This window comes from Candidatus Spongiihabitans sp., from assembly GCF_965247905.1.
Taxonomy (GTDB): domain Bacteria; phylum Pseudomonadota; class Gammaproteobacteria; order Arenicellales; family Poriferihabitantaceae; genus Spongiihabitans.
This window is the reverse complement of the sequence record NZ_OZ252047.1, coordinates 2,448,386-2,471,178: the sequence shown is the minus strand read 5'-3', so window position 1 is coordinate 2,471,178 and position 22,793 is coordinate 2,448,386. Positions and strand designations below refer to the sequence as shown.

The 22,793-nt window shown below is 48.6% G+C and carries 17 protein-coding genes and 4 pseudogenes; 13 read left to right on the top strand and 8 right to left on the bottom strand.

Annotation, left to right across the window (positions count from 1 at the left end; translation table 11 throughout):
- The first annotated feature begins 54 nt into the window (after positions 1–54).
- From ACP158_RS12775 to ACP158_RS12765, 3 genes are read left to right on the top strand one after another with little or no spacing between them, the layout of a single operon-like run.
- A complete protein-coding gene (locus ACP158_RS12775) occupies positions 55–1,356 on the top strand; it encodes a valine--pyruvate transaminase (protein WP_424946499.1) in 1,302 nt (433 codons plus the stop codon).
- A 35-nt stretch (positions 1,357–1,391) separates the two neighbouring features.
- Positions 1,392–2,612: an ATP cone domain-containing protein gene (locus ACP158_RS12770; RefSeq protein ID WP_424946498.1), complete on the top strand. Its 1,221-nt coding sequence runs from the start codon at positions 1,392–1,394 to the stop codon at positions 2,610–2,612.
- Positions 2,602–3,918: an alkaline phosphatase family protein gene (locus ACP158_RS12765; RefSeq protein WP_424946497.1), complete on the top strand. Its 1,317-nt coding sequence runs from the start codon at positions 2,602–2,604 to the stop codon at positions 3,916–3,918. Before ACP158_RS12770 ends, ACP158_RS12765 begins: the two co-directional genes overlap by 11 nt.
- 138 nt (positions 3,919–4,056) lie before the next feature.
- On the opposite strand, the gene ACP158_RS12760 is transcribed toward ACP158_RS12765, so the two are convergent.
- Positions 4,057–7,203, bottom strand: coding sequence for a type I restriction endonuclease subunit R (locus ACP158_RS12760; protein WP_424946496.1), 3,147 nt, complete (start codon positions 7,201–7,203; stop codon positions 4,057–4,059).
- Positions 7,204–7,324: 121 nt separating this feature from the next.
- Between ACP158_RS12760 and leuD the strand changes: the two genes are divergently transcribed.
- The gene (leuD, locus tag ACP158_RS12755) at positions 7,325–7,996 is read left to right on the top strand and encodes a 3-isopropylmalate dehydratase small subunit (protein ID WP_424946495.1); all 672 of its coding nucleotides are present in this window, start codon (positions 7,325–7,327) and stop codon (positions 7,994–7,996) included.
- A gap of 10 nt (positions 7,997–8,006) precedes the next feature.
- Here the strand turns inward: leuD and ACP158_RS12750 are convergent, their stop codons facing one another.
- The 3 genes and pseudogenes from ACP158_RS12750 to ACP158_RS12740 all read right to left on the bottom strand — a co-directional run bounded on the left by ACP158_RS12750 (position 8,007) and on the right by ACP158_RS12740 (position 11,139).
- Complete coding sequence (locus ACP158_RS12750; RefSeq protein WP_424946494.1) at positions 8,007–8,828, bottom strand: hypothetical protein; 822 nt, start codon at positions 8,826–8,828, stop codon at positions 8,007–8,009.
- 25 nt (positions 8,829–8,853) lie between these two features.
- Entirely contained in the window at positions 8,854–9,750 is an 897-nt protein-coding gene (locus ACP158_RS12745; protein WP_424946493.1) for a DNA-methyltransferase, read from the bottom strand.
- Between the two features lie 400 nt (positions 9,751–10,150).
- Positions 10,151–11,139, bottom strand: a pseudogene (locus tag ACP158_RS12740) (IS5 family transposase).
- Here ACP158_RS12740 and ACP158_RS12735 point away from each other — a divergent pair.
- From ACP158_RS12735 to ACP158_RS12695, 9 genes and pseudogenes are all read left to right on the top strand, one after another.
- Positions 11,099–12,373 (top strand): CBASS cGAMP-activated phospholipase, encoded by a 1,275-nt coding sequence (locus tag ACP158_RS12735; RefSeq protein WP_424946492.1) that lies wholly within the window; start codon positions 11,099–11,101, stop codon positions 12,371–12,373. The pseudogene ACP158_RS12740 and the gene ACP158_RS12735 overlap by 41 nt on opposite strands.
- A 14-nt stretch (positions 12,374–12,387) precedes the next feature.
- Entirely contained in the window at positions 12,388–13,386 is a 999-nt protein-coding gene (locus ACP158_RS12730) for a cyclic GMP-AMP synthase DncV-like nucleotidyltransferase (RefSeq protein ID WP_424946491.1), read from the top strand.
- Positions 13,377–14,201 (top strand): hypothetical protein, encoded by an 825-nt coding sequence (locus ACP158_RS12725; protein ID WP_424946490.1) that lies wholly within the window; start codon positions 13,377–13,379, stop codon positions 14,199–14,201. Before ACP158_RS12730 ends, ACP158_RS12725 begins: the two co-directional genes overlap by 10 nt.
- Positions 14,202–14,243: 42 nt before the next feature.
- Entirely contained in the window at positions 14,244–14,426 is a 183-nt protein-coding gene (locus ACP158_RS12720; RefSeq protein WP_424946489.1) for a hypothetical protein, read from the top strand.
- Between the two features lie 113 nt (positions 14,427–14,539).
- Positions 14,540–15,667 (top strand): annotated as a pseudogene (locus ACP158_RS12715) (IS4 family transposase).
- 40 nt (positions 15,668–15,707) lie between these two features.
- Positions 15,708–16,835, top strand: coding sequence for an ISNCY family transposase (locus ACP158_RS12710; protein ID WP_424946488.1), 1,128 nt, complete (start codon positions 15,708–15,710; stop codon positions 16,833–16,835).
- Between the two features lie 253 nt (positions 16,836–17,088).
- On the top strand, positions 17,089–17,589 hold the full coding sequence (locus tag ACP158_RS12705; protein WP_424946487.1) for a hypothetical protein: 501 nt from the start codon (positions 17,089–17,091) through the stop codon (positions 17,587–17,589).
- Between the two features lie 41 nt (positions 17,590–17,630).
- Positions 17,631–18,767 (top strand): annotated as a pseudogene (locus ACP158_RS12700) (IS4 family transposase).
- A 63-nt stretch (positions 18,768–18,830) separates the two neighbouring features.
- Positions 18,831–19,601, top strand: a complete 771-nt coding sequence (locus tag ACP158_RS12695; protein ID WP_424948468.1) for a hypothetical protein — start codon at positions 18,831–18,833, stop codon at positions 19,599–19,601.
- Positions 19,602–19,674: 73 nt separating this feature from the next.
- On the opposite strand, the pseudogene ACP158_RS12690 reads toward ACP158_RS12695, so the two are convergent.
- The 4 genes and pseudogenes from ACP158_RS12690 to ACP158_RS12675 form a co-directional block, all read right to left on the bottom strand.
- Positions 19,675–20,391 (bottom strand): annotated as a pseudogene (locus tag ACP158_RS12690) (type I restriction-modification system subunit M); the annotation flags it as partial.
- Positions 20,392–20,459: 68 nt separating this feature from the next.
- The gene (locus ACP158_RS12685; RefSeq protein ID WP_424946486.1) at positions 20,460–21,185 is read right to left on the bottom strand and encodes a RelA/SpoT domain-containing protein; all 726 of its coding nucleotides are present in this window, start codon (positions 21,183–21,185) and stop codon (positions 20,460–20,462) included.
- A 3-nt stretch (positions 21,186–21,188) separates the two neighbouring features.
- Positions 21,189–22,187, bottom strand: coding sequence for a ParA family protein (locus ACP158_RS12680; RefSeq protein ID WP_424946485.1), 999 nt, complete (start codon positions 22,185–22,187; stop codon positions 21,189–21,191).
- An 11-nt stretch (positions 22,188–22,198) separates the two neighbouring features.
- On the bottom strand, positions 22,199–22,768 hold the full coding sequence (locus ACP158_RS12675; RefSeq protein ID WP_424946484.1) for a hypothetical protein: 570 nt from the start codon (positions 22,766–22,768) through the stop codon (positions 22,199–22,201).
- Between the last annotated feature and the right edge of the window lie 25 nt (positions 22,769–22,793).

Genomic DNA, 22,793 nt, shown 5'->3' with positions numbered 1-22,793 from the left:
TATTTGCGCGCTATTTATGCTTCCATTGCTGGATAGACAGAGCATCTACATTCAATGAAATTTTCAAATTTTTCCAATCATTTCAGCCAGGACAGCGGCATCTTGCAGCTTATGAATGATCTTGGACATGCGCTCAATTTGGACCAGGAAATTTATATGTTGGGTGGTGGAAATCCAGCGGCGATTCCGCAGATTGAAGCCCGCTACCGAGCAGAAATGATTCGTCTTCTGGAGGATGGCAACCAGTTTGAAAAAATGGTGGGAAACTACGATTCCCCACAGGGAAACCAGCGCTTTATCGAAGTGCTTGCTGAGTTGCTAAACGATACTTTTGGCTGGCCGGTTACCTCAAAAAATATTGCCATTACCAATGGTAGCCAGGCCAGCTTTGGTGTTTTATTCAATCTGTTTGCGGGTCAATTCGCTGACCGCACATGCAAGAAAATACTGTTGCCGATGACTCCGGAATATATTGGCTATAATGATGTGGGGCTTGGTGAAAATGAAATATTCCGGGCAAATCGCCCGGTCATTCAGGATGATGAAGATGACCATCTGTTTTTCAAGTATCGAGTCGATTTCAGTGCAATGGATGTCGATGATGAATGCGGCGCAATCTGTATTTCCAGACCAACAAATCCAACTGGAAACGTAATCACTGACACGGAACTCACCAAATTAAATCAACTGGCAAAGCAAGCAAGCATTCCTTTAATCCTCGATGGTGCGTATGGCCTCCCTTTCCCTGGCATTATTTTTACCGATGCCAAGCCTGTTTGGGAGGATCACATGGTTTTATGTTTGAGTTTATCAAAGCTGGGTTTACCTGGAGTCAGGACCGGTATCGTCATTGCAGACGCGCAAATCATCGACATGATAACCCGCTGCAACGCCATATTTAATCTTTCTCCTGGACGATTCGGGCCTTCTTTGCTCACCCGGTTGGTCGGCAACAAAGAGCTCATAGTGCTGTGCGACTCGATCATCAAACCCTATTACAAGCTGCGTGTGGACCAGGCCGTGAATCTGGTGCGTGAATATATGAGCGATCTGCCGGTTAGAGTCCACAAACCTGAAGGCGCCATGTTTTTGTGGCTGTGGTTCGAAGGCTTGCCGGATACCTGTGAGACACTCTATCAAAATTTAAAAAAGCGAGACGTTTATATCATACCCGGCAGCCATTTCTTTGCCGGATTGAAAGAAAACTGGGAACACAAACTACACTGTATCCGCGTATCTTATGCGGGCAATGAGAAGCAAGTGGAACAAGGGTTAAAAATCATTGCACAGGTGGTTCGCGCAGCGTATCAGGGCGCGCCCCATAAAGCGGCACGCATTAAAGTAGCAAAGGCCTAGATGATTAATGTCAACCCTGAATTTTTATCCTGACCATGTCTAAACTAATGGTCGTCAACCAGGAAAACGACACGCGGATTCCGTTCCTGAGAGGTATGTTGGTTAAGTCATTACAGGAAGCCGGATTGGAGTTTGTGGATGCCTACAACGTCGCCAGCGACCTCAGAGATGATCTGGATGACAGCGACGAAGTGACTACCGATGAATTACGCGAGCGCATAACAGAAATTCTCATCGAGGACCACCCAGGCACGGTACCCAAACAATACCGCAAGGAAGGCATATTCCGTGAAAACCTCATTGTTGTCGGCGGCGGCGGAAGCAAGGATCCGTTTTCTCGCGGGTTGCATGTCCAACGACTTGAAAGTTGTTCTATTGCAAGTGCACAATGTATATCAATTACCCGAAAAGTCCACAGTCATTTAATCAGGAACAAAATAAGAGAAATAACTTCTCGCCAATTAACGTCATTGACTTATTCGGTTATTCGAAAAGAAGTGGACCAGCAACACGCCGATTACTATCTGATATGGCGTGATTTTCTCAAGAACAGCTACCCGCTGTTACTGTTTATTGGCGGGGTTCCCGGTAGCGGAAAAAGCACCATCGCAACCGAAGTTGCAAATCGTCTGGGCATAGTGCGAACCCAGTCAACCGATATGTTGCGTGAAGTCATGCGAATAATGATTCCCGAAAAATTGTCCCCGTCATTGCATTCCTCGTCTTTTAAAGCAGGAAAAGCCATGCACATTCCTGAGCTGTACAACAATGCAGACGACCATCTATTTTATGGTTTTCAAATGCAGTCGGAAATGGTCGAAGTCGCATGTGAAGCGGTCGTTCAACGCGCCCTGAACGAAAATGTTTCAATGATTGTTGAAGGGGTCCACATTCGTCCTTCTCTGCTTGATCGTCTGCTTGGGCGCATCGAATCATCAGAGGCGGTAGTCGTGCCGATATGTCTGGCGGTACTGAACAAGAAACGCCTTATCCGTTTTATCAAAGGCAGGTTCAGTGAGAACAAACAAAGGAGAGCCAAACGATATTTGGAAAATATCGATGCAATCCTGCAACTGCAAACAATGCTTTTATCAGAAGCGGATAATCAAGACATCGAGATTATTGACAACAAAAAAGTGGCGGACACGACCTTGGATATTATTAACATCATCATCCAAACGATTGCGGCAAAGTACAAAGACCGGATCGCCGCCCTGCGCAAACAATATGGCGGAAACAATATTCATGAGCAGTGATCGATTCAAAGGGCTGGTCATTATTCTCGATGGCTTGGGCGACCGTCCATGCCCGGAACTCGATGGTAATACGCCGCTGGAATTTGCCCACACGCCGGTTCTTGACCAGTTAGCGCAAAGTAATCAATGTGGCTTGATGGATCCATTGCTGCCGGGATTGCCGGTTGACACCCATACCAGTGTCGGCATTTTATTTGGATTGCCGCCAAGCGTTGCATCTTGCCTTTGTCGCGGCCCGATTGAAGCGGCCGGAATTGGGTTGGATTTGCACGTTGGCGATCTGTTATTGCGGGCAAATCTGGCGACGGTGGAAAAGCATGGGCCTGATTTTCATATTAAGGATCGTCGAGCCGGACGCATTAGAGAGCATGTGGATAGTTTATGTCGCGCGCTTGAGGACATCAATGTCGGTGCCGATATCCTCGCATCGTTGTACCCGGCCACTCAGCATCGTTGTGTTTTACGCTTGCAAGGGTCTCATTTATCCGCACAAATAAGCGATACCGATCCAGGGGGAAAGGGCATTGACCAGAGAATATTAATGTCCAGGGCGGATAATAATGAGGACGAAATCGCTCGGCGCAGCGCCGCCGCAGTCAATCGCTTTACCGAAATATCGCATGATATTTTGTCATCCCACCCGGTTAATAAGAAAAGAATACAAGGCAACCAGTTGCCCGCTAACGGGATCATTACCCGAGGCGTCGGCGTGCACCAGAATTTTAATAATCTCCTCGCCTATCTCAATCTGAAAGTCGCCGTTATTGCCAGTGAAAGCACTATTCTCGGACTTGGAAATTTGTTCGGTTTTACCACGATAACTGATCCCGCCTTTACCGCGCTACCCGATACCGACCTGGATAAAAAACTGGCTTTTGCAAAAACTGCGTTGGCAACCCATGATTTGGTTTACCTGCATATCAAGGCCACCGATACCACAGCCCATGACCGCAACCCGCAGGCAAAGGCAGAGGTTATCAATCGATTCGATACGGCCCTGGGTAAAATGGTTACGGGAAAAATGACCTCGGGCAAAATTAATCTGGAAGATACCATACTCGGCGTTTGCGCCGACCATTCAACCGATTCTTACCGCGGAGAGCATAATGGCGATCCCGTGCCGGTGCTGATTCACAATCCCCTTGGGCGCAAGGATCGGGTCAACCGATTTAACGAAACGGATTGCGCAACTGGCGCACTTGGAAGGCTAACCGCGCAAAGTTTCCTGACCTCGGTGCTTGATGCTATGGGGTGTTTGTCAAACTACAAGGCTGCGGAGATGGAATACTATCGGTTGACGCGGTAGTGAAATGAGGCAAGATGCTGTTTCTCCACACGATGACTCGAATTAAAAAGTGAAATGTGAGACGTGTGCTCGTGGTCATGGATTGCAACGAGTTATTTGCTGGACACGGGGATATAGGCGTAGAAAGTCAATGGCAACCTACGCCGCCACCGCATAAATACTCCGCCCGTGTCCATAATAAGCATCGTACACATGCTGGAACACAGCGGAGGTCTTCTGCGCGAAGAGTTCTGATGTGAAGGCTGGTGGCAAATTTTTATCCAGCAGCTTTTCGATGGTGACGCGCACCGCGGCGCGTGCCTGCTGACGCTTGCGCCAATCAAGCACCAGTTTCTCTGTCTTGAGTTTGCTCAGCAGATCCTGGGCAATGGATTTCACTTTGTCCCTGTCCGCCTCGCTCATTTCTATATGTGGCTTGGTCAGGAGATCAAAGATGGCCAGCTCCTCTTCGCTCAACTGCTCGCTCACGCCACGCTGCTCTTCTTCACCTAGACTCTTGGCGAACACACACAACTGCTGAAAGAACTGCTCGGCATTCAGGCTGCCCGCGTTGTAGGCGTTAATCATTGCCTGGAATTTTTCCATATAATCCATGCGGGTTCGGTTGAACCGCACCATCGCCATAAGTTTTTGCGCCACCGCCCCTTTGAGTTTTTCATTCAACGTGCGTTTGCGGCTTGTCTTGAATTTCTTTGCCAACTCCTCAAAATCCATACTGCTCAGGTCAAGGGACTTCCCGCCACCATAAAGTGCGCCTTCTTCACGAATGACATACCCCTCCGTGGCAATGGACTGGTCGAGCAGGTCCTCCACATCCCCCATCACCTGTAATATGTCCGCCTCGGGAACCAGCGCGCGAATTTTCCTGGCGATGACCTGAACCGGCGTGATCCCGGCAGCAAATTCCCGCGCCGCCGGGTCAGGCAACACCGCCTTGTAAAGTCGCTTCACCTGATTGGCAAGGTCAAGGTAACGGCGCCGGGTATCCTCCGCAGTTATCAGTGCCTCCACGGCGTCATCCAGCAGACTGACACGGTCAAAACCCGCGGCGGCTTGAATGGCAGTTAAATCAACACCGCACTTGCGGCACAAATCTTGAGTCTCTTTCTGCGCTAGGCGTAACGCTGCCACCAGCGCGCTTTTATCCTCCACCGGACTGTTATCGTCGCTACCGCCGCCACCATAGATCGCCAGCGCCTTCTCCAAATTGCGGAAGACCCCGACATAATCCAGAATCAATCCGCTCACCTTGCCGGGATAGACCCGATTGGCACGAGCGATGGTCTGCATCAGGGTGTGGTTGCGCATCGGTTTGTCGAGGTAGAGCGTCGAGCAACTGGGTACATCAAAGCCGGTCATCCACATGGCGCAGACAAAGACCAGACGAAAGGGGTCATCCGGGGTTTTGAATTTCGTATCCAGGTCTTCCTCCACCATGCGTCTGCGGTGCGGACGAATATCCAGTCCCTTGTCCTTCATTTCCGCTATTTCGTTCTGTCCCTGAGAAACCACCACCGCCATATCCGTCTCTTTCATCCAGTCAATGCGCTGTTGCAGATGGGCTTTTGCGTCACCCTTCGCCGCATCGCATTCCGCGCGCAAACTGTCGATCATGGCGGACCAATGCTGACGCACCTTGTCGTACATGCGCAGCGCCGTTGCCTTGTCAATGCAGATCATCATCGCCTTGCCCGGGAAGCCGCGTCCCGTGAAATGCGTTACCACATCCTTTGCCACCGCTTCCAGCCGCTTGTCCCGGGTAATCAGGTGGTATTCCCTGGCGAAGACCCGCTCCAGTTTTTTCTCCTGCGCCTCATCAAGTTCTGCATCTTCCAGCAGACGCTCCATGTCCTCGTTGAGGTTTTCGTTGATCAGTTGCAACTCGGGAATACGGTTCTCGTAATAAAGCGGCACCGTGGCGCCGTCCAGCACCGACTGTTGAAAGCCATAGACGCTGATGTAATCGCCGAACACCTGTTTGGTCTTCTCTTCGCCCTGGATCAGCGGCGTGCCGGTAAAAGCCAGGAAGGCGGCATTGGGCAGCGCCGCGCGCATGTTCAGTGCCAGGGTGTCATATTGGCTGCGGTGCGCCTCATCGGTGATGACGATGATGTCGTCGCGAGCGGACAGCACCTCTGTCTCGCGGAACTTGTGGATCAGGGTGAAGATGTAGCGATGGTCTTCCCCGAGTAACTGCCGCAAATGCTCTCCACTTTCGGCTTGCGCATGGCTTTCGGTCACCACTCCCGCCGAGACAAAGTTCCTGTAGATCTGCCCGTCCAGCTCCTGCCGGTCGGTGACGATGACGAAACTCCAGTTGCCCGGCAGTTTGCGCAGCACCTTTTGCGCGCAGAAAATCATGGACACGCTCTTGCCGCTGCCCTGCGTATGCCAAAAGACCCCCAGCTTGCCGTCACGCCGACGGCTGTCGGCCAGGGCTTCCAGTGAATTGTTAACCCCGAGATACTGGTGGTTTTTGGCGATCAGTTTGATCAGTCCGCCGGGGGCTTCCTGAAACAGGGTGAAGTTCTCCACCAGATCCAACAGCCGCTCTGGATCACAGACACCACGCAACATCGTGTCCAGCGACACCCGCCCCGACTCATCCTCGCTGTCCACCTTCTTCCATTGCGCCAGATGCTCCCAGCCCGCGGTCATGCTGCCCACCCGGCTCTGGCTGCCGTTGGACAGGATGACCAGCGCATTTGCCCAGAACAGTTGCGGGATGGTGTCTTTGTAATCGCGCAGGTTGCCGCGGCAGGCAGTTTCAAGCCGGCGGTGCACGGCTTTCAGTTCAATGAACACCAACGGCAAGCCGTTGACAAAACCCACCAGGTCGGCGCGGCGCGTGTGCATCTCGCCCGCCACCCAGAACTGCGAGCACAGCAGAAAATCGTTATTGGCAGGATGCTCCCAATCCATCAGCCGCACCATTTCCACGGTTTCCTCGTCGCTTTCAGGATCAAGCAAAGTGACACGCACGCCGTTTTTCAGCAGGCGATAGACTTCCTGATTGGCGGCAACCGGACTCAGGCGCAAACGGTCACGCGTCAGTTCATCAACGGCTTGCTCAATGGCATCAGGTGCCGCATCCGGATTCAGCCGCGCCAGCACCGGGCGCAATCTGGCAGTGAGAATGACCTCGCCCCTGGTCTCGCGTCCCAGGCTGCTGGCACCGCCGGCAAACTCATCGAAGGCATTGACCGTCTCCCATCCCAACTCCGCCAGCAGTGCGATGGCGGGCTGCTCAACCAGTGCGTCCTCGGTGTAGCCAGATGGGGTCATGCGGCAGTTTCCTCAGGGATGGCGATGTCCAGGGCGGGCGCACCCACCTGGTGTCGCCGGCGGTCGCCGCCGCCATTGCCGGTCACTTTGATGATGTCAGAGCCGGCCACGGTAGCGCGTGATGGAATCTTTTACGACACTTGATGGATTGGTGATGCCCCTCGACCGCGCCAATATTGACACCGACGCGATCATTCCCAAACAATATTTGAAGTCGATCAAACGTACCGGTTTTGGGCCAAGTTTGTTTGACGAATGGCGCTATCTTGATCACGGCGAGCCGGGCATGGATCACAGCAAACGCCCGCGCAATCCGGAATTTGTGTTGAATCAGGAACGTTACCAAGGCGCGCAAATTTTGCTGGCGCGAAAAAATTTTGGTTGCGGCTCATCGCGCGAACACGCGCCGTGGGCGTTGCTCGATTATGGTTTTCTTTGCATCATCGCACCAAGTTTCGCCGAAATTTTTTACAACAATTGTTTCAAGAACGGGATGTTGCCGGTTGTTTTGGACGAGGAAACCGTGGACGATTTATTCGAGCAAGTCAAAGCGCAAGTTGGTTATCGACTGAAAGTTGATTTGCCCACGCAAAAAATTAACACGCCGGATGGTGTCGCGACTAAATCTGAAAATAAATTTGAAGTTGAGTTTGAAATAGAGTCATTCCGCAAACATTGTTTAGTCAACGGCTTGGATGACATCGCTTTGACCCTATCCCGCGCCGATGCCATCAAAAATTACGAACAAAAACGAAAAACCGAAGCACCGTGGTTGTTTGATGAAGGTGCGTAATTATCCGCCATCATATGGTGGTTTGAAACAAAACGAACGGGCCGTTTCTTAAGTGTTTTAGTTTTTTTACCTCCAAGCCTGGCGGTAGCGCATTATTGTCCAAGCCAAATGCCATGCTCATTTTCTGAATGGCAACACGCGCTAATTCTTCATACCGGGCTTCCGTGTGTGCGGGAACCAGCATATTCAAGGTGTTATCCGTAATGTCGGGATATTGATTTTCGTTGAGCACATTAGCCTCTTTGACAACTTCGGTCATAACACGCATTCGTAGGCTTATAGAAGATTTTTCATGATGCCGGACTCTGGAGAGATGTTCGCGTTTCCAGTTGAAAGATAAAACATCATTAATAGATTCCTCATAATCGTCACCTTTGATATCGCTTTCTGCCATTGCCTCACGCAATGATTTATTTAGTGCCGACTTGATGTTTTCCGTCACGCTTAGTGTCTCAAAGAACCCGCCTTGCACCAGACATACTTTGCAGTTGGTATCATCCTTTCGCTGTCGTCCGCGGATGAGATAATAAACTTCCCGACTTATCAGGTGATATGGATCATTTCCGTCGGCTTCCAGTATCGCTTCGTATAACTTGCTGGAGGTACCGACATAATCATCAATATTTTTATACGCACTTGGAATGGTTGAGTTGAATGACGCAATATTGTAGGAAGTAGTTGCATCTTTTATCTCTATAAATTCCCCACCTTGAAAAGTCGGGTCATTTTGATTTGTGCGCAGGACAAGGTCTGGAAACGTTGCCTTGCCCCCATGACCGGCAATCAGGTCGTCTCTCAACATAAATTGCTCGGCGTTAAGGTCGCGCGACATTAAATTTCTGCGTCGCTGATAGATGTCACAAAAAAGATGGTATGCGGAGGCTGTCATCGGTGATGTGTTTGTTTGTTTGCAGTGGTTTGATTTGCTTTTTCCGTCCCCAGATTATTTCTATATCATCGGTATGGCGGTAGTAGTGGAAAAATTTATCCACGTGGTCGGATGGCCTCGAATCGTTCATTCTGGCTTTAATGCATTCAATATTTTGCGGATCAATTTCAATTCCAACGGACCTGCGTTCCAGTTGTTTTGCAATAACCATAGTTGTGCCGGTGCCGGCGCACGGGTCAAGAATCACATCCCCTTTGTTTGACGAAGATAAAATAATTCGCAACAGTAATGCGGTCGGCGCTTGTTGTTTATGGAAGCGTTCTCCGTCTCTCGTACGCATTGGCTCATCGCCGGCAAAATACCCCGAAGTTAACTCGCGAATGTCGTCCCAAACATCAGTTACATAAACACCGTTTTCCCGTGCTTGTTTATGATGTGGCATAAGCGGGAGGTCAATTCGTAGTTTGTTAAATGTGCGCGCGTGCTTCCCGTTGGTCGCCAATACAATGATTTGATAATGCTTGCCAAATCTGTATTTACATGGCACGGCAGATGTCATTTTTTTCCATATAATTAAGTTCTGGAATGTCCATCCGGTGTGCCGCAATGCTGCCAAAACATATTCCGTATTTTTTTCACGGTGCATAAAATAAATTGCACCGCCCGGACTGGTTTTTTTGCGTATTGCAGTGAGTGTTTCTGTAATCCAATTCCAGTATGAATCCTCTTTTTGTTTGTCGTCAAAGTGTCTGTAAAAACGTCCTTGATTGAAAGGCGGGTCAAAAAAAGTTAAATCAACCTGAGTTTTAGTTGAGCGCAACCATTTTCCACAGTCGCCTTGAATAATTTTCGTTCCTTGTTTCATTAGCATTATCCGGGTTAAAGTTTATTAAAAAATCTATACCAAATGTAGATTACTTACGCCTTATTGTCAAGTTCGGTTTGCCGCCGGTGTTAGGAGTAAATTATCTGTCCTAATAATTAACACGTGAACTGTCCGGATTTATTCTATCCTATTTCACTGCTGTCCCATTAACAGACAAAAAAGATGGTCTGATTCGCTCTGAATTGATACAATGAGAGACTTTTGCATAATCCATAATCATTTCTCATAACCCTGTTTCTGAGATTTTTCAGGGTCTTGACTCGTTAACACCCTAAGGATATTTCCAAAAAGCCTCGTTTTTCTTGAAAAACGTTCACAAACCAACCCGATTTACTTGCTTTGGTTGGTTGGGTTGCTGTTTTGCCTTTCCCCCCGCCTTTTAGACGCAACACGCCGGTGAACTTCGCATTTGCTTGAAAATATTCATCCCGGTTTTAAGATTATGAGTCATCGCAATCAGTTGCGCTCTGCTTTTGTTTCTTTCCAGCCCAAGGCGTCTTGCCTGACCTAATCCGTGATGTTGTTTTAATAGCCCAAAGGTGCGCTCGACGATATAACGGATGCCTGAACGTTGCCTGTTTTGCTGTTTTTGTTGGTCGGTCAACGGTTTGTTTCTATAAGCCCGGTGCAGAACTTTATTGTTTTGCCGGCCCAGTTTCTTGTCGTTCTCCTGATTGGCATAGGCGCTGTCCGCGTAAACTTGCCCATGGGTTTTGACCAGCGGTTTGTCCATCTCTTGTGAGTCATGCACATTGCCTGGCGTGCAGGTCATCTTCTTGACAAAACCATGTCCATCCGTATTGGCGTGCATCTTGAAGCCGTAGGTGGTTTTGCGCTTGCCGTCAGCGGCGACCTTGACATGGTAACCGGCCTCCGGGTCTTGCGTGTTATTGCCATCCTGCCCTTGCGTGATTGCCTGGCTTTTATCACCGTGGCATCAATGAGGTTGATTGAACCGACTGAGACGATAATGCTGTTTTGCTCCAAGTGCGTGTTAATTTGCTCTAATAGCGGCTCTAAAAGGTTCTCAGTGTTCAGCAGGTTTCTGAAACGCCAGATGGTCGTGTGGTCTGGCACCGCTTCACTCAAACTTAAGTCAATAAAGCGCCTGAACATCAAATCCCTGGCAATTTGTTTTTCCAAAGCTTCATCGCTTAGGTTATACCACGCTTGCAGGATTAGGATCTTGAACATCATCAGCGGCGGGTAGGCAGGCACGCCTCTTTTAGATGAGTATAGATTGGACAGGGTGGTCTCTATCTCTTTCCAGTTAATGATGCTGTGCGCATCGTCAAGTTCGCTCAGGGATTTATGCTCGACCACAAGCATGTCTGCCATTGAGTGTTGGGCGGTTTGTTTCCAGGACATTTTGAGTTGGTTTTGGTGGTTGTTTAGAGGTCTTTTATTTTACCGGATCAAGTATGATTTAGGCTTGATTTATGCAAAGGTCTCACGATATAGCTTTACCCGCACCCTTTTCAGAACGGACCCTGTGAATCTCGGAAATAATATATCCGTAGTTGAAAATGGAGAATCCACCCTTATATGGAATCCGATGGATAACTTTACTGTATTAACTATTGATGGTGGAGGAATGCGTGGCTTGTATAGTGCCACGCTATTGGATGCTCTTGTCCGAAGGTTTAATCCTGAACAAAACGCAGGAGTTTTAGATTTAGGCAAAAAATGCGATCTGATATGCGGAACGAGTACCGGGGCAATTCTGGCTTGTGGATTAGTTGCCGGTGTACCGTTAAAAAACATAATAGAACTATACACAAAACATGGAAAAGAGATATTCCAACGAGGGCGTACAAAAGGTATGGCATCCATTCTCTGGATATTGAAACACCTTTTTAAGCCATCAGCAGAGGCAAAACAGCTTGGCAATGTCTTACAATCGGTATTTAAAGAAGAAACGGTAAAAGGAATTTATAACAAGCGAGGCATTGCTTTTTGCATACCGGCAGTGAATGCCGCAACCTACAAGGCATGGGTGTTTAAAACACCACACTTGAACGGGAAAAATCGAGATAACCACTACAAACTTGTTGATGTCTGCATGGCCAGTGCTGCGGCACCGGTATTTTTTCCTTTGCATTCAATAGTAAATCCAGAGAATAAAAACGATACCCAAGTATTTGTTGATGGAGGATTGTGGGCGAACAATCCTGTTTTGCTTGCTTTGGTAGAAGCTATGCAGATTGCGCCACAAGATGTGAATATAAATATTATTTCCATTGGAACTGCATCCACACCCAATGGAGACCCTCAAAAACTGGCAAACCTCGACTGGGGGTTTGGTCGCTGGAAGTTCGGGCGGGAATCTATGGAAATGGCTATCACTGCACAGGCTTACGGTTATGACTCTGCCGCGAAATTTATTGCAAATACATTATCTCAATCAGGGAGAAAAATTCGGCTGGAGCGACTTGAAGAAACTCCCAAGTCACCGGAACAATATAGTGCAATTGGTATTGATAAAGCGGATGAAATAGCAATCAAGACAATGAGCGCGTTAGCCGAGAATGATGCAAACAGTATTCACAGCAAGCACAACGGGGATGATAACTCTATCGTGCGGAAATTTTTTCAACTCTGACAGAGGAATATACTATGTCTATGTGCAAGAAAAATATCGCCAAGTTCCATGATGATCATGTTGTATTGGCGGAAAATTTGAAAAAAACGATTCGAGAAAGAGCGAAGAACAATCGCATACGTATTCGAACTAACTTAGAACGATCAGAAAACCCTAACCCGATTGGATTCCTCCAGCAAGGGTCTTACAAAATGGGAACTATGATACGTGCCAATAAAGAAAAATACGACATTGATGATGGCATCTATTTTAAGCCAGATGAGTTGGGTGAAATGAGCCCCCGAGAAGTAAGGGAAATGATTTGTGAGGCTGCACGAGACAAAAAGTTCGACACTCCGCCAGAAGTCAAAACAAATTGTGTGCGTATTTACTATAACGAAGGTTTCCATATCGATGTGCCGGTTTATAAAAAACATGATAACGAGAAACCTCTTCTTTCTTCGGGATATGAGTGGATAAAATCTGACCCGAAAGCAGTAACTGAGTGGTTTAAAAATAGTGCTGATGGAACCGGCAACGCAGATGGTATTAGGAAGATTGTGCGGTTATTAAAGAAATTTGTTGATTGTTACGCTGGCGAGAGTCGCATTTCAGGACTTGCAATTAGCGTACTCGTTGTTGAACTATGGGATTTGGAAAGCAATGCCGAATTTGACTGGGAGGATGCCTTGCACCAAATAATGAAGAGCATAAAAGATCGTTTGTTGTGGTCTCAGAAAATTATGCACCCTGTTATCACGGATGAATGTCTTGTAGATGAGAATGATCAAAAGGTCATAGAGTTTAAAGACAAACTTGTAGATGCAATTCTGGATTTATCAGTATTGGATCGACATGAATATTCTAAAAATGATGCCCTGCTTGCTTGGGAAAAAGTTTTCCCTTGTGGTTTTTTCAAAGACGTAGCGGATAACGATGACTCACCTGCAACAAAAGCCACTGTTGCGGCAGGTGTGGCCGGGTATGCACCTACTGTGATTGCTAACCCCCCAAAACCATGGTCATGCCGGTAATACCGGTAATATTTGATCCTGCCAAATTCAGGAAATGGCTGTTCTCTCCCACCAAGAACAAATATTTTGACTCAAACACACATGAACAATCGGTTGTGCACGGGAATCTGTCTTTTTCCGCAACGGACAAAAATGAAAAGCTTTCTATCGTTCCGTTTAATAACCCACAACCAATTCCGGCTGACGATCGTTTTATTCGAAAAAAATATCCGATCAAGATTGATTTATCCGCTGGTGACATTCCGAAAATAAAGGTTTCTGAAGATATTATTGAAAAAATTCTGAGATCTAAGAACCTTTCTGAAGCAAATAAAAATAAAACTTATCTACATTTTTTTAGTAATAATACTTGTTGTCTTTGTGCAAAAGCAGAGCTCATGCATAGACTAAAAAAGAAAGAAATTACCGAAGAAAATTTTGTCGAACAAATAGTAATTCCATTTTTCTATCGTTTCGGTTGCGTTGAAGACGGAATGACCCCGCCTAAGTGGGGAGAAAGATCACACGACTTTCGCGGATTATTAGAATCTTACAGCGAAAGCGGAGTGGAATGGGATGATAGAATTTTTTTGCCATTTGTCTGCGAATTAGAAAAATTGCTCCTCAAATTCGATAATAATAAGAACAATTCTAATCTGTGGAAATTTATCTATATACATGTTGAGAACCGCAGGTTACTGAAATTATTCTATGATTTTGATAGCGGAACAAGGAAAAGAAAACACAGACTTTCAGATAACTATAAAGATACATTAACTCAGATTAGAGTACGGTATCAAAACCTAAAAGAAGCGCAGGCTAAAATAATTAAGTAAGCTTGTATTTTCGATGATACAGGTACCTTTTGAACGACACTTATGAAAACAACTTTAAATATTGATGACGACCAACCCCAAGCTTCGATTGCGTTTGCTGAAATTCATTCCAGAAATTTTGTCGAACGCCCCGGTCAATCATCTGTGCAACACACACAAAACCTCCCTTGTGGCAAATGGAAAACACCACCTGCAGATTGGAATAATCCCGACCAATTAATTTAACCATGTATAGTCACTGCTGTCCCATTAACAAGCAAAAAAGATGGTCTGATTCTCTCTGAATTGATACAATGAGATGACACACAACTTATTGAATCAAATAGGAGAATCAGACCATGGCGCATTGTAACACAGTTTTATCGCAGATCCTCAAATGGGTGCCGAGACATGAATTCGAGACCCTTGCCACACGGCATCATAGTGGCCGCTCGTTCCGTGTCGCGTCGCGTTGGGCGCAGTTCGTCGGCCTGTTCATGGCGCAGGTGACCGGCCGCGACAGCTTGCGCGACATCGTCGACAATCTGGGCGCTCAGGCGCATCGACTTTATCACTTGGGCGGCATCGAACTGTCCCGCTCCAGCCTGGCGCGCATCAACCGGGACAAGCCTTATACGTTGTACGAAGCCCTGTTCGGGAAACTGTTGCGACGTTGCCAAGGGGTCGCGCCCGGGCATAAGTTTCGTTTCAGTATTCGCTTGATGCCACCCCCATTGAGTTGTGCCTCTCGGCCTTCCCGTGGGCCGATTTCCGAACGACCAAGGGGGCGGTCAAGCTGCATGTCGGGCTGAACCACCGCGGTTGCCGGCCCGAGTTCGTGACCATCACCGATGGCACAACCAGCGACCTCGCTATCGGGCGCACGCTGGGTTTCCCAAAAGGCAGCCTAGTCGCCATCGACCGCGGATATAACGACTATGGCGGGTATAAACAGTTGAATGACAACGGCATATTCTTTGTCACTCGCATCAAGAAAAACGCGGCGTATCGCGTTGTCGGTCGCGCTGCGGTGTTGAAGAGCAAGGGATTAACCTGCGACCAGCGCATCGTGTTCACCGGCACCAAAGCATCCGGACAATGCCCCATTCCACTGCGCCGCATCGGCTACCGCGATGCCGAGACCGGCAAGCATTACGTTTTCTTGACCAATCATTTGAAACTGGCGGCCAAGACGGTCGCCGACCTTTATAAAGCGCGTTGGCAGGTGGAATTGTTCTTTAAGTGGATCAAGCAAAACCTGAAGATAAAGTCCTTCATCGGCACCAGCCATAACGCGGTGATGACGCAAGTCTGGATCGCGCTGTGCGTGTATTTGCTCTTGGCGTTCATCAAATTCCAGTCGCGGCTGGGCAAAAGCATGCATGTTGCATCTTAACTTGTTCGACAAGCGCGACTTGATGGCGCTCTTGCGTGGCGACCCGCCCCCCAGGCCCGGCTTCAATCGCAATCAATCCTCGTTGCTGTGAAAGTTAATGGGACAGCAGTGATCCTATTTGGAGGTAGCAAATGAACCGGACAGCCTTTGTTGAGGAATTAAAACAGATGAGATTTGAAGAGGCATATGAGGGTTATCAATGCAAACGATTAAGCCAAGAGGAGGCAGCCAGTTTGTTAGGAGTCTGCAGTCGTAGTTTTCGCAGGTATATCAACCGTTATGAAGAGTCAGGGCTGGAAGGCTTGTGTGACAAAAGACTGCACACCCTATCAGTACGGTGCGCTCCGGTTGATGAGGTGATGGCATTAACTGATTTATATTCCAGTCGATATAATGGCTGGAATGTCAGGCATTTTCATCGTTGGTATCAACGAAAACACCAGGGGTCACGTAGCTATAGCTGGGTTAAAAACCAACTTCAATCAGCTAATTTGGTGGCCAAAGGTCAATCACCTGGACCTCATCGCATTAGACGGCTCCCCAGTGCATTGCCCGGCATGATGATCCATCAAGATGGCAGCACCCATTTATGGGTGCCCGGGGTGTATTGGGATTTAATTGTGACTATGGATGATGCCACTAACGAGCATTATTCCATGCGCTTTGTTGAACAGGAAGGCACGGTCAGTTCGTTGCTGGGTGTCAAAGATGTACTCAAGGCTAAAGGTATTTTCTGTACTTTCTATTCCGACCGGGGCAGCCATTACTGGCATACACCAGAGGCAGGCGGCAAGGTGGATAAAAACAATCCGACTCAATTTGGCATTGCCCTTAAACGCTTAGGCATTGATATGATTGCCGCCTATTCGCCTGAGGCTCGCGGGCGATCTGAACGTGCCTTTGGCGCTCGCCAAGGGCGCTTGCCTCAAGAATTGGCGCTCAACGGCATCACCGATATAAAAGCCGCTAATGCATACCTTAACCATCATTGCATGCCGGCTTATAACGAGGAGTTTGCCCGTCCTGCAAGAGAACAAGGCAATGCGTTTGTCCGGCTTGCCGGTGTTAATCTTGATGATTGCCTTTGTCAGCGTTATGAGCGCCGGGTGAGGAAAGACAATTGCGTGCAATTTAACAACCTCAATTTACAGCTGCCGAAAGACAAACATCGCTATCATTACATCAAAGCCAAAGTAAAGGTTGTGATCCATTTCGATGGCTTGATTTCAATTTTTCATGGTCCTGGACGACTGGGATGATATTTAAAAGATGGCTGTTTATTGAATGAGGAACAAATACAGGCTGACGTTGCGTAAATCCGCTTCACAATGTCAGGAGTATAAACCAATTAAAAGCGGACAGATGTCGTGTTAATTATTAGGACAGTTCTATTTACTCCTAACAGTTCGGTTTGCCGCATTGTTAGCCCAAAGCAGTAATGTCCCCTTTCTCCAAAGCTGAAATGTCCCCCTTTTGACTTCGGGAGGGGTTATGACAGAGGGGATCATCACATTGAGCCATGCAGAACTTGACCGCGTATCGGTTATTCGCTCCATCATCAGTCGCCGGCTTACGCAAGCGCAGGCGGCACAGAGACTAAAACTGAGCGTCAGACAGGTAAAACGTTTAACCCGCGCCTACCGAACCTGTGGTGCTACCGGGATGGCCTCTAAACACCGGGGACGATGCCCCGGCAACGCTATTGGCGATGCGGTTCGCCGGCAGGCATTGGCGATCATCAGGGCGCATTATATTGACTTCGGGCCGACCTTTGCCCACGAGAAACTCACCGAACTGCATGCTGGCCATTGCTCGGTGGAGACCCTGCGCCAGTGGATGATCAAGGATGGGTTATGGCGGGGGAAACAACGTAAAAAAGCGGCAATCCACCAGAGTCGACCACGCCGGCCGCGGTGGGGTGAGCTGGTACAGATTGATGGCTCACCGCACGACACTGCTGTCCCATTAACAGACAAAAAAGATGGTCTGATTCGCTCTGAATTGATACAATGAGTTTACCGACAACTTATTGAATCAAATAGGAGAATCAGACCATGGCGCATTGTAACACCGTTTTATCGCAATTCCTCAAATGGGTGCCGAGACATGAATTCGAGACCCTTGCCACACGGCATCATAGTGGCCGCTCGTTCCGCGTCGCGTTGGGCGCAGTTCGTCGGCCTGTTTATGGCGCAGTTGACCGGCCGCGACAGCTTGCGCGACATCGTCGACAATCTGGGCGCTCAGGCGCATCGACTTTATCACTTGGGCGGCATCGAACTGTCCCGCTCCAGCCTGGCGCGCATCAACCGGGACAAGCCTTATACGTTGTACGAAGCCCTGTTCGGGAAACTGTTGCGACGTTGCCAAGGGGTCGCGCCCGGGCATAAGTTTCGTTTCAGTATTCGCTTGATGCCACCCCCATTGAGTTGTGCCTCTCGGCCTTCCCGTGGGCCGATTTCCGAACGACCAAGGGGGCGGTCAAGCTGCATGTCGGGCTGAACCACCGCGGTTGCCGGCCCGAGTTCGTGACCATCACCGATGGCACAACCAGCGACCTCGCTATCGGGCGCGCGCTGGGTTTCCCAAAAGGCAGCCTAGTCGCCATCGACCGCGGATATAACGACTATGGCGGGTATAAACAGTTGAATGACAACGGCATATTCTTTGTCACTCGCATCAAGAAAAACGCGGCGTATCGCGTTGTCGGTCGCGCTGCGGTGTTGAAGAGCAAGGGATTAACCTGCGACCAGCGCATCGTGTTCACCGGCGCCAAAGCATCCAGACAATGCCCCATTCCACTGCGTCGCATCGGCTACCGCGATGCCGAGACCGGCAAGCATTACGTTTTCTTGACCAATAATTTGAAACTGGCGGCCAAGACGGTCGCCGACCTTTATAAAGCGTGTTGGCAGGTGGAATTGTTCTTTAAGTGGATCAAGCAAAACCTGAAGATAAAGTCCTTCATCGGCACCAGCCATAACGCGGTGATGACGCAAGTCTGGATCGCGCTGTGCGTGTATTTGCTCTTGGCGTTCATCAAATTCCAGTCGCAGCTGGGCAAAAGCATGCGACAAATGCTCCGCCTGTTGCAGCTTAACTTGTTCGACAAGCGCGACTTGATGGCGCTCTTGCGTGGCGACCGGCCCCCCAGGCCCGGCTTCAATCGCAATCAATCCTCGTTGCTGTGAAAGTTAATGGGACAGCAGTGACCGCACGACGGGTTTGCAGGGCGAGGCCCGCGCTGCACCTTGATGGTCTGCATTGATGATGCGACCAGTCGGCTGTTAGCCTTGCGTTTTGCGCCCACAGAGACCACCCGGGCTTATATGGAGACACTCGACCAACAGCTTGACAAGCATGGCCGTCCGGTGGCCATTTATAGCGATAAGCACAGTATCTTTCGGGTCAATCATCCGGATAAGGAAGGCGAACCAACTCAATGTACCCGCGCCCTCAAGACCCTGGACATCGAGCCTATTCACGCCAACACCCCGCAGGCAAAAGGGCGTGTAGAACGAGCCAATAAGACCCTGCAAGACCGACTGGTCAAGGAGATGCGCTTGCTAAGCATCCGTTCCATTGAACCAGCCAACGCATTTCTGCCCCGGTTTATTGACGACTACCATCGACGTTTTGCGGTCACCGCATACCATCCCGACAATGCCCATCGTGAGGTATTACACAGCGCCGAGGCGCTTACCCTCATCCTGTGCCTGCAGCACAGGCGCAAACTGTCCAAGAACCTGACTATTTCGTTTCGCAACACCGAATACCAGCTGCAAGGCTACGGCAAAGGCTATCGTCTGCGCGGCGCCGCCATTACCGTCTGCGAGGACTTTAACGGCGCGGTGACGCTACTGCACAAGGGCAAGGCACTGGCTTATCGGCTCTTCCAACAAGGACCGGCCGCCGTTATGCTGGCCGATGACAAGACCGTGCGCAACCAGGTCGAGCAAGCACTTCACCGGCAGCAACAATCCACCTGGAAACCCGCCCCAGATCACCCTTGGCGACACCTCTAATCAGTGCTTAGACCGAGCCTGTTTCACGATTAATAAATGAAGAAAAGGGGACATTTTAGCTTTGGGTTGACACAAGGTTCATCTTGCCCAGGCGTACTGTTTCGGCGACCTTCTCCTGACCATAGACGCTTAACTCGGCACCGGGGTTTTTCTGGTGTTCCGCCACGAAGCGGGCGCTCTGCACGAACATGCCGCCGGAGCCGCAGGCCGGGTCAAAGATGCGCCCGTGGTAAGGCTCGATGATGCCGACGATGAGTTTGACGATGGGGGTTGGCGTGAAGAACTCGCCGCCTTTTTGTCCCTCGCTCATGGCGAAATGACCCAGAAAGTATTCGTAAATCTTGCCGAAGGCGTCCCCCTCAATATCCATAGGGACGGAGTTCATGGTCTTGAGCAGCTCCTTGAGCAGGGTGTTCTCAAAACGGTTGTAGGTTTTGGGCAGCACATCCGTGAGGTCGGGGTTGTCGGCTTCAATAGCGCGCATGGCGTTGTTGATGGCGGCGCCGATGTTGGCGCCTTCCGGCAACTGAATCAGTGCCGAGAAACGCGCCGCCTCGGGGATATAGAGGACACCCTTGGCATGATAGTCTGCGGGACCGATCTTGCGCCGCCTGCTGCCGCCACCCGCGAGCTGCGCCGCCGTCGTCTGGAACCTGTGGTCGGCGTAGCGCAGAAAGACCAGACCCAGCACCGGGGTGGAATATTCCGAAGACTTGAGTTTGGAATTGGCTCGCAACTCGTCCGCCGCTTCCCATAGTCGTGCTTCTATGTTGTTGTTGGTTCTGTTCATGAGGGCGTAGTTTTTTGGTGTTGTTGTGTAATGCCTGAAATGAAAAGTGCCCGTTGAGGGAGCCTGCTCTACTCTTTACTTCTTAACGATTCATTTGATTCGTTATAAGACGAAAAAATAGAGTCTACTAATCGTGTGCACCCAGAAGTTATCCTGGCAAGAACACGAATTTGTTCACGACAAGACAACATTGAGGTGGTCTCTACAGGATAATTTATCAAGTGTGACACCTCACCCCATACTTCTTCCATAAGCGTTCTGACTTGAAGTTCCATTTTCATCTCTGGTCTGGCTGCGGAACTGACTACATAATGAGCACTGGTGTACATTTCATCTCGTTCTACAGGTAGAAATCCAAGATCTTTAAAAAATTTCTTTGATTCAAGGTCCCAGATATAAACTAATGGCTCCTCTCTAATAACATAGTTATTTTGTTTCAGAATTTTTAGAATCAGGGGATGAATTTCAGACATCTGTTTCGTGTGCAAATGTAATATCCTGACTCCAACAAGATCGTCCACTTCATCTAGTATATTTCTTTGGTTGACCAGCTTCGGGCGTTTATCGGGTTTAGTCTTTAGCCGTTGAAGCTCTTTCCGTTCTAATTTTTTACAAAGATGTTCAGGGTCCTTTGTCCGATACTTCTGTGAATGAATCAATGGCTTCAAACGCGCGTCATTCGCAAGGTGATCCATGAGATACTTTCCCTGAAGATCAAAGTCACTACGGATTGTCTCGTATCGAGCAACAGCCTTCGCTAATACCCGTAATCGTGAATTGCTCAGATTAGCCACAAATCATACTTCCTTAATACGTCGTTTAAGTTCCATCGCCATTGAAGAGAACGCTGTTTTGGCCTCTATGGTCTGATATTCTGGTCCTCCTTGAACTTTCCACAGCGGAACTCCTTGTTCCTGTGATTTTTGGACAAGGTGTGCGAAGTCTTTAACTTCTCCCAACTTAGCTTTTGCTGCGGGGACTGCTATGAGATTCCTTGAAATTCGCTCTAGTGGCTTTAAAAGTGATGTTCTCAATTCCTTATCGAATTTGGCATGGTAATGCGATGGCCACTGCGCCATCCCTTGTCCGTAAACTCTGAACCCTTGAGGCACATAACCAAGGAAAGCAGGTTTGCCCTGCAATAGTGGGGATTCGTCAGGCGCAATATTAAGTATAGTCTCCCATTCCGTGATCCATTTTGTGAGCGACGCACCAAGTGTTTTTAATGCCCTGACTGAAAACAGATCACATGCTCCTGGCACCACAAAATAATCACAGTCCAGTAATATGATTCGATTCAATGGACCAATGTTAGGACCAGTATCGAAAAAAATGAAATCCAGTTTATATGTTTGAGAGTAGTAGTTAACAAGCGCGCTTAGGCTAGTTGTCACATTAAGTCCGCGTCTATTTCCTTGAAAGCATTTATTCCAGTTTTCGGAAAGTTCTATTTCATACTCAGAAAGTCGTATGTCGCCGGGCAGCAAAAAGAGCCCATCGATTGAAGTCTCGTAAATTCCAACATCGCGAAATGCCCCATCACCCTCCACCACTGGTTTTAACGCGGACCAGACTGTCTTGCCATCTTCCTCATCAGAATTATCCAGAAAGTCATCAACTACTGAATCCTCACAAAGATAAGAGGTGATATTGCATTGTGGGTCTGAATCGATTAGCAGAACTTTGTGTCCTTGTTCCGCTAGTGCCGCTGCGAGGTTGATCGTCAGCGTGGTTTTCCCTACGCCACCCTTGTGGTTGTATATTGTTAACCGTGTCGTTTTATGTCTTTTGGTCATCAACGCCCGCCTTATTGTTTGCGCTCTGCTTTGCTTGGCTTGGCTTTAGTGGGTTTCCGCCGTTTTCTAGGGCCCATTTCTCGCTGCTTTTTCTTTGCTGCATCACGATCGGGCAAAGCCAAAACAAATTGCTCACCCATCGCACTTATTTGCTTGGTACCCTTAGTGCTCGCAACCACCAAACCTGACCTTGCCGTATCATTTAGCGCAACAGTGGGATTGGCGAACTTTGACTGTGCCGCTTCAGTGTTAAGTTTGCTTATATCCAGAGTTTTGAAATGGCGTGCCCCTCTAAAATGAGTTAAGTAATATGCAAGGCATACGACCCTTTCAACATTTGTGAACGGTTTTTTCTCCATCAAAAATTCTTTTGGTGTTAGATCAGATTCTCTGCTGAACAGACCAACTGATTTCTCTGGTGAATCAGACTCTGATACACGCGACTGAGTTGGTGTTTTTGAGTTAGCAGAAAAGCGAAACCACTGGCAGACCATATCAAGAACGTGTTTTTGGTCTGCTTCGTCGAGTATTGAAAGACGCGATACTATCTCATTGTGAGCATTTAGACTGTCATTATCCATAGTGTTACCCTAATATAAAAATGAT

Excerpts from the sequence above, each read along its gene's own strand:
- ACP158_RS12775 (WP_424946499.1), top strand. The coding sequence starts at position 55 with ATGAAATTTTCAAATTTTTCCAATCATTTCAGCCAGGACAGCGGCATC.
- ACP158_RS12770 (WP_424946498.1), top strand. The coding sequence starts at position 1,392 with ATGTCTAAACTAATGGTCGTCAACCAGGAAAACGACACGCGGATTCCG.
- ACP158_RS12765 (WP_424946497.1), top strand. The coding sequence starts at position 2,602 with ATGAGCAGTGATCGATTCAAAGGGCTGGTCATTATTCTCGATGGCTTG.
- ACP158_RS12760 (WP_424946496.1), bottom strand. The coding sequence starts at position 7,203 with ATGACCCCATCTGGCTACACCGAGGACGCACTGGTTGAGCAGCCCGCC.
- leuD (WP_424946495.1), top strand. The coding sequence starts at position 7,325 with ATGGAATCTTTTACGACACTTGATGGATTGGTGATGCCCCTCGACCGC.
- ACP158_RS12750 (WP_424946494.1), bottom strand. The coding sequence starts at position 8,828 with ATGTCGCGCGACCTTAACGCCGAGCAATTTATGTTGAGAGACGACCTG.
- ACP158_RS12745 (WP_424946493.1), bottom strand. The coding sequence starts at position 9,750 with ATGAAACAAGGAACGAAAATTATTCAAGGCGACTGTGGAAAATGGTTG.
- ACP158_RS12735 (WP_424946492.1), top strand. The coding sequence starts at position 11,099 with ATGTCTGCCATTGAGTGTTGGGCGGTTTGTTTCCAGGACATTTTGAGT.
- ACP158_RS12730 (WP_424946491.1), top strand. The coding sequence starts at position 12,388 with ATGTCTATGTGCAAGAAAAATATCGCCAAGTTCCATGATGATCATGTT.
- ACP158_RS12725 (WP_424946490.1), top strand. The coding sequence starts at position 13,377 with ATGCCGGTAATACCGGTAATATTTGATCCTGCCAAATTCAGGAAATGG.
- ACP158_RS12720 (WP_424946489.1), top strand. The coding sequence starts at position 14,244 with ATGAAAACAACTTTAAATATTGATGACGACCAACCCCAAGCTTCGATT.
- ACP158_RS12710 (WP_424946488.1), top strand. The coding sequence starts at position 15,708 with ATGAACCGGACAGCCTTTGTTGAGGAATTAAAACAGATGAGATTTGAA.
- ACP158_RS12695 (WP_424948468.1), top strand. The coding sequence starts at position 18,831 with ATGGTCTGCATTGATGATGCGACCAGTCGGCTGTTAGCCTTGCGTTTT.
- ACP158_RS12680 (WP_424946485.1), bottom strand. The coding sequence starts at position 22,187 with ATGACCAAAAGACATAAAACGACACGGTTAACAATATACAACCACAAG.
- ACP158_RS12675 (WP_424946484.1), bottom strand. The coding sequence starts at position 22,768 with ATGGATAATGACAGTCTAAATGCTCACAATGAGATAGTATCGCGTCTT.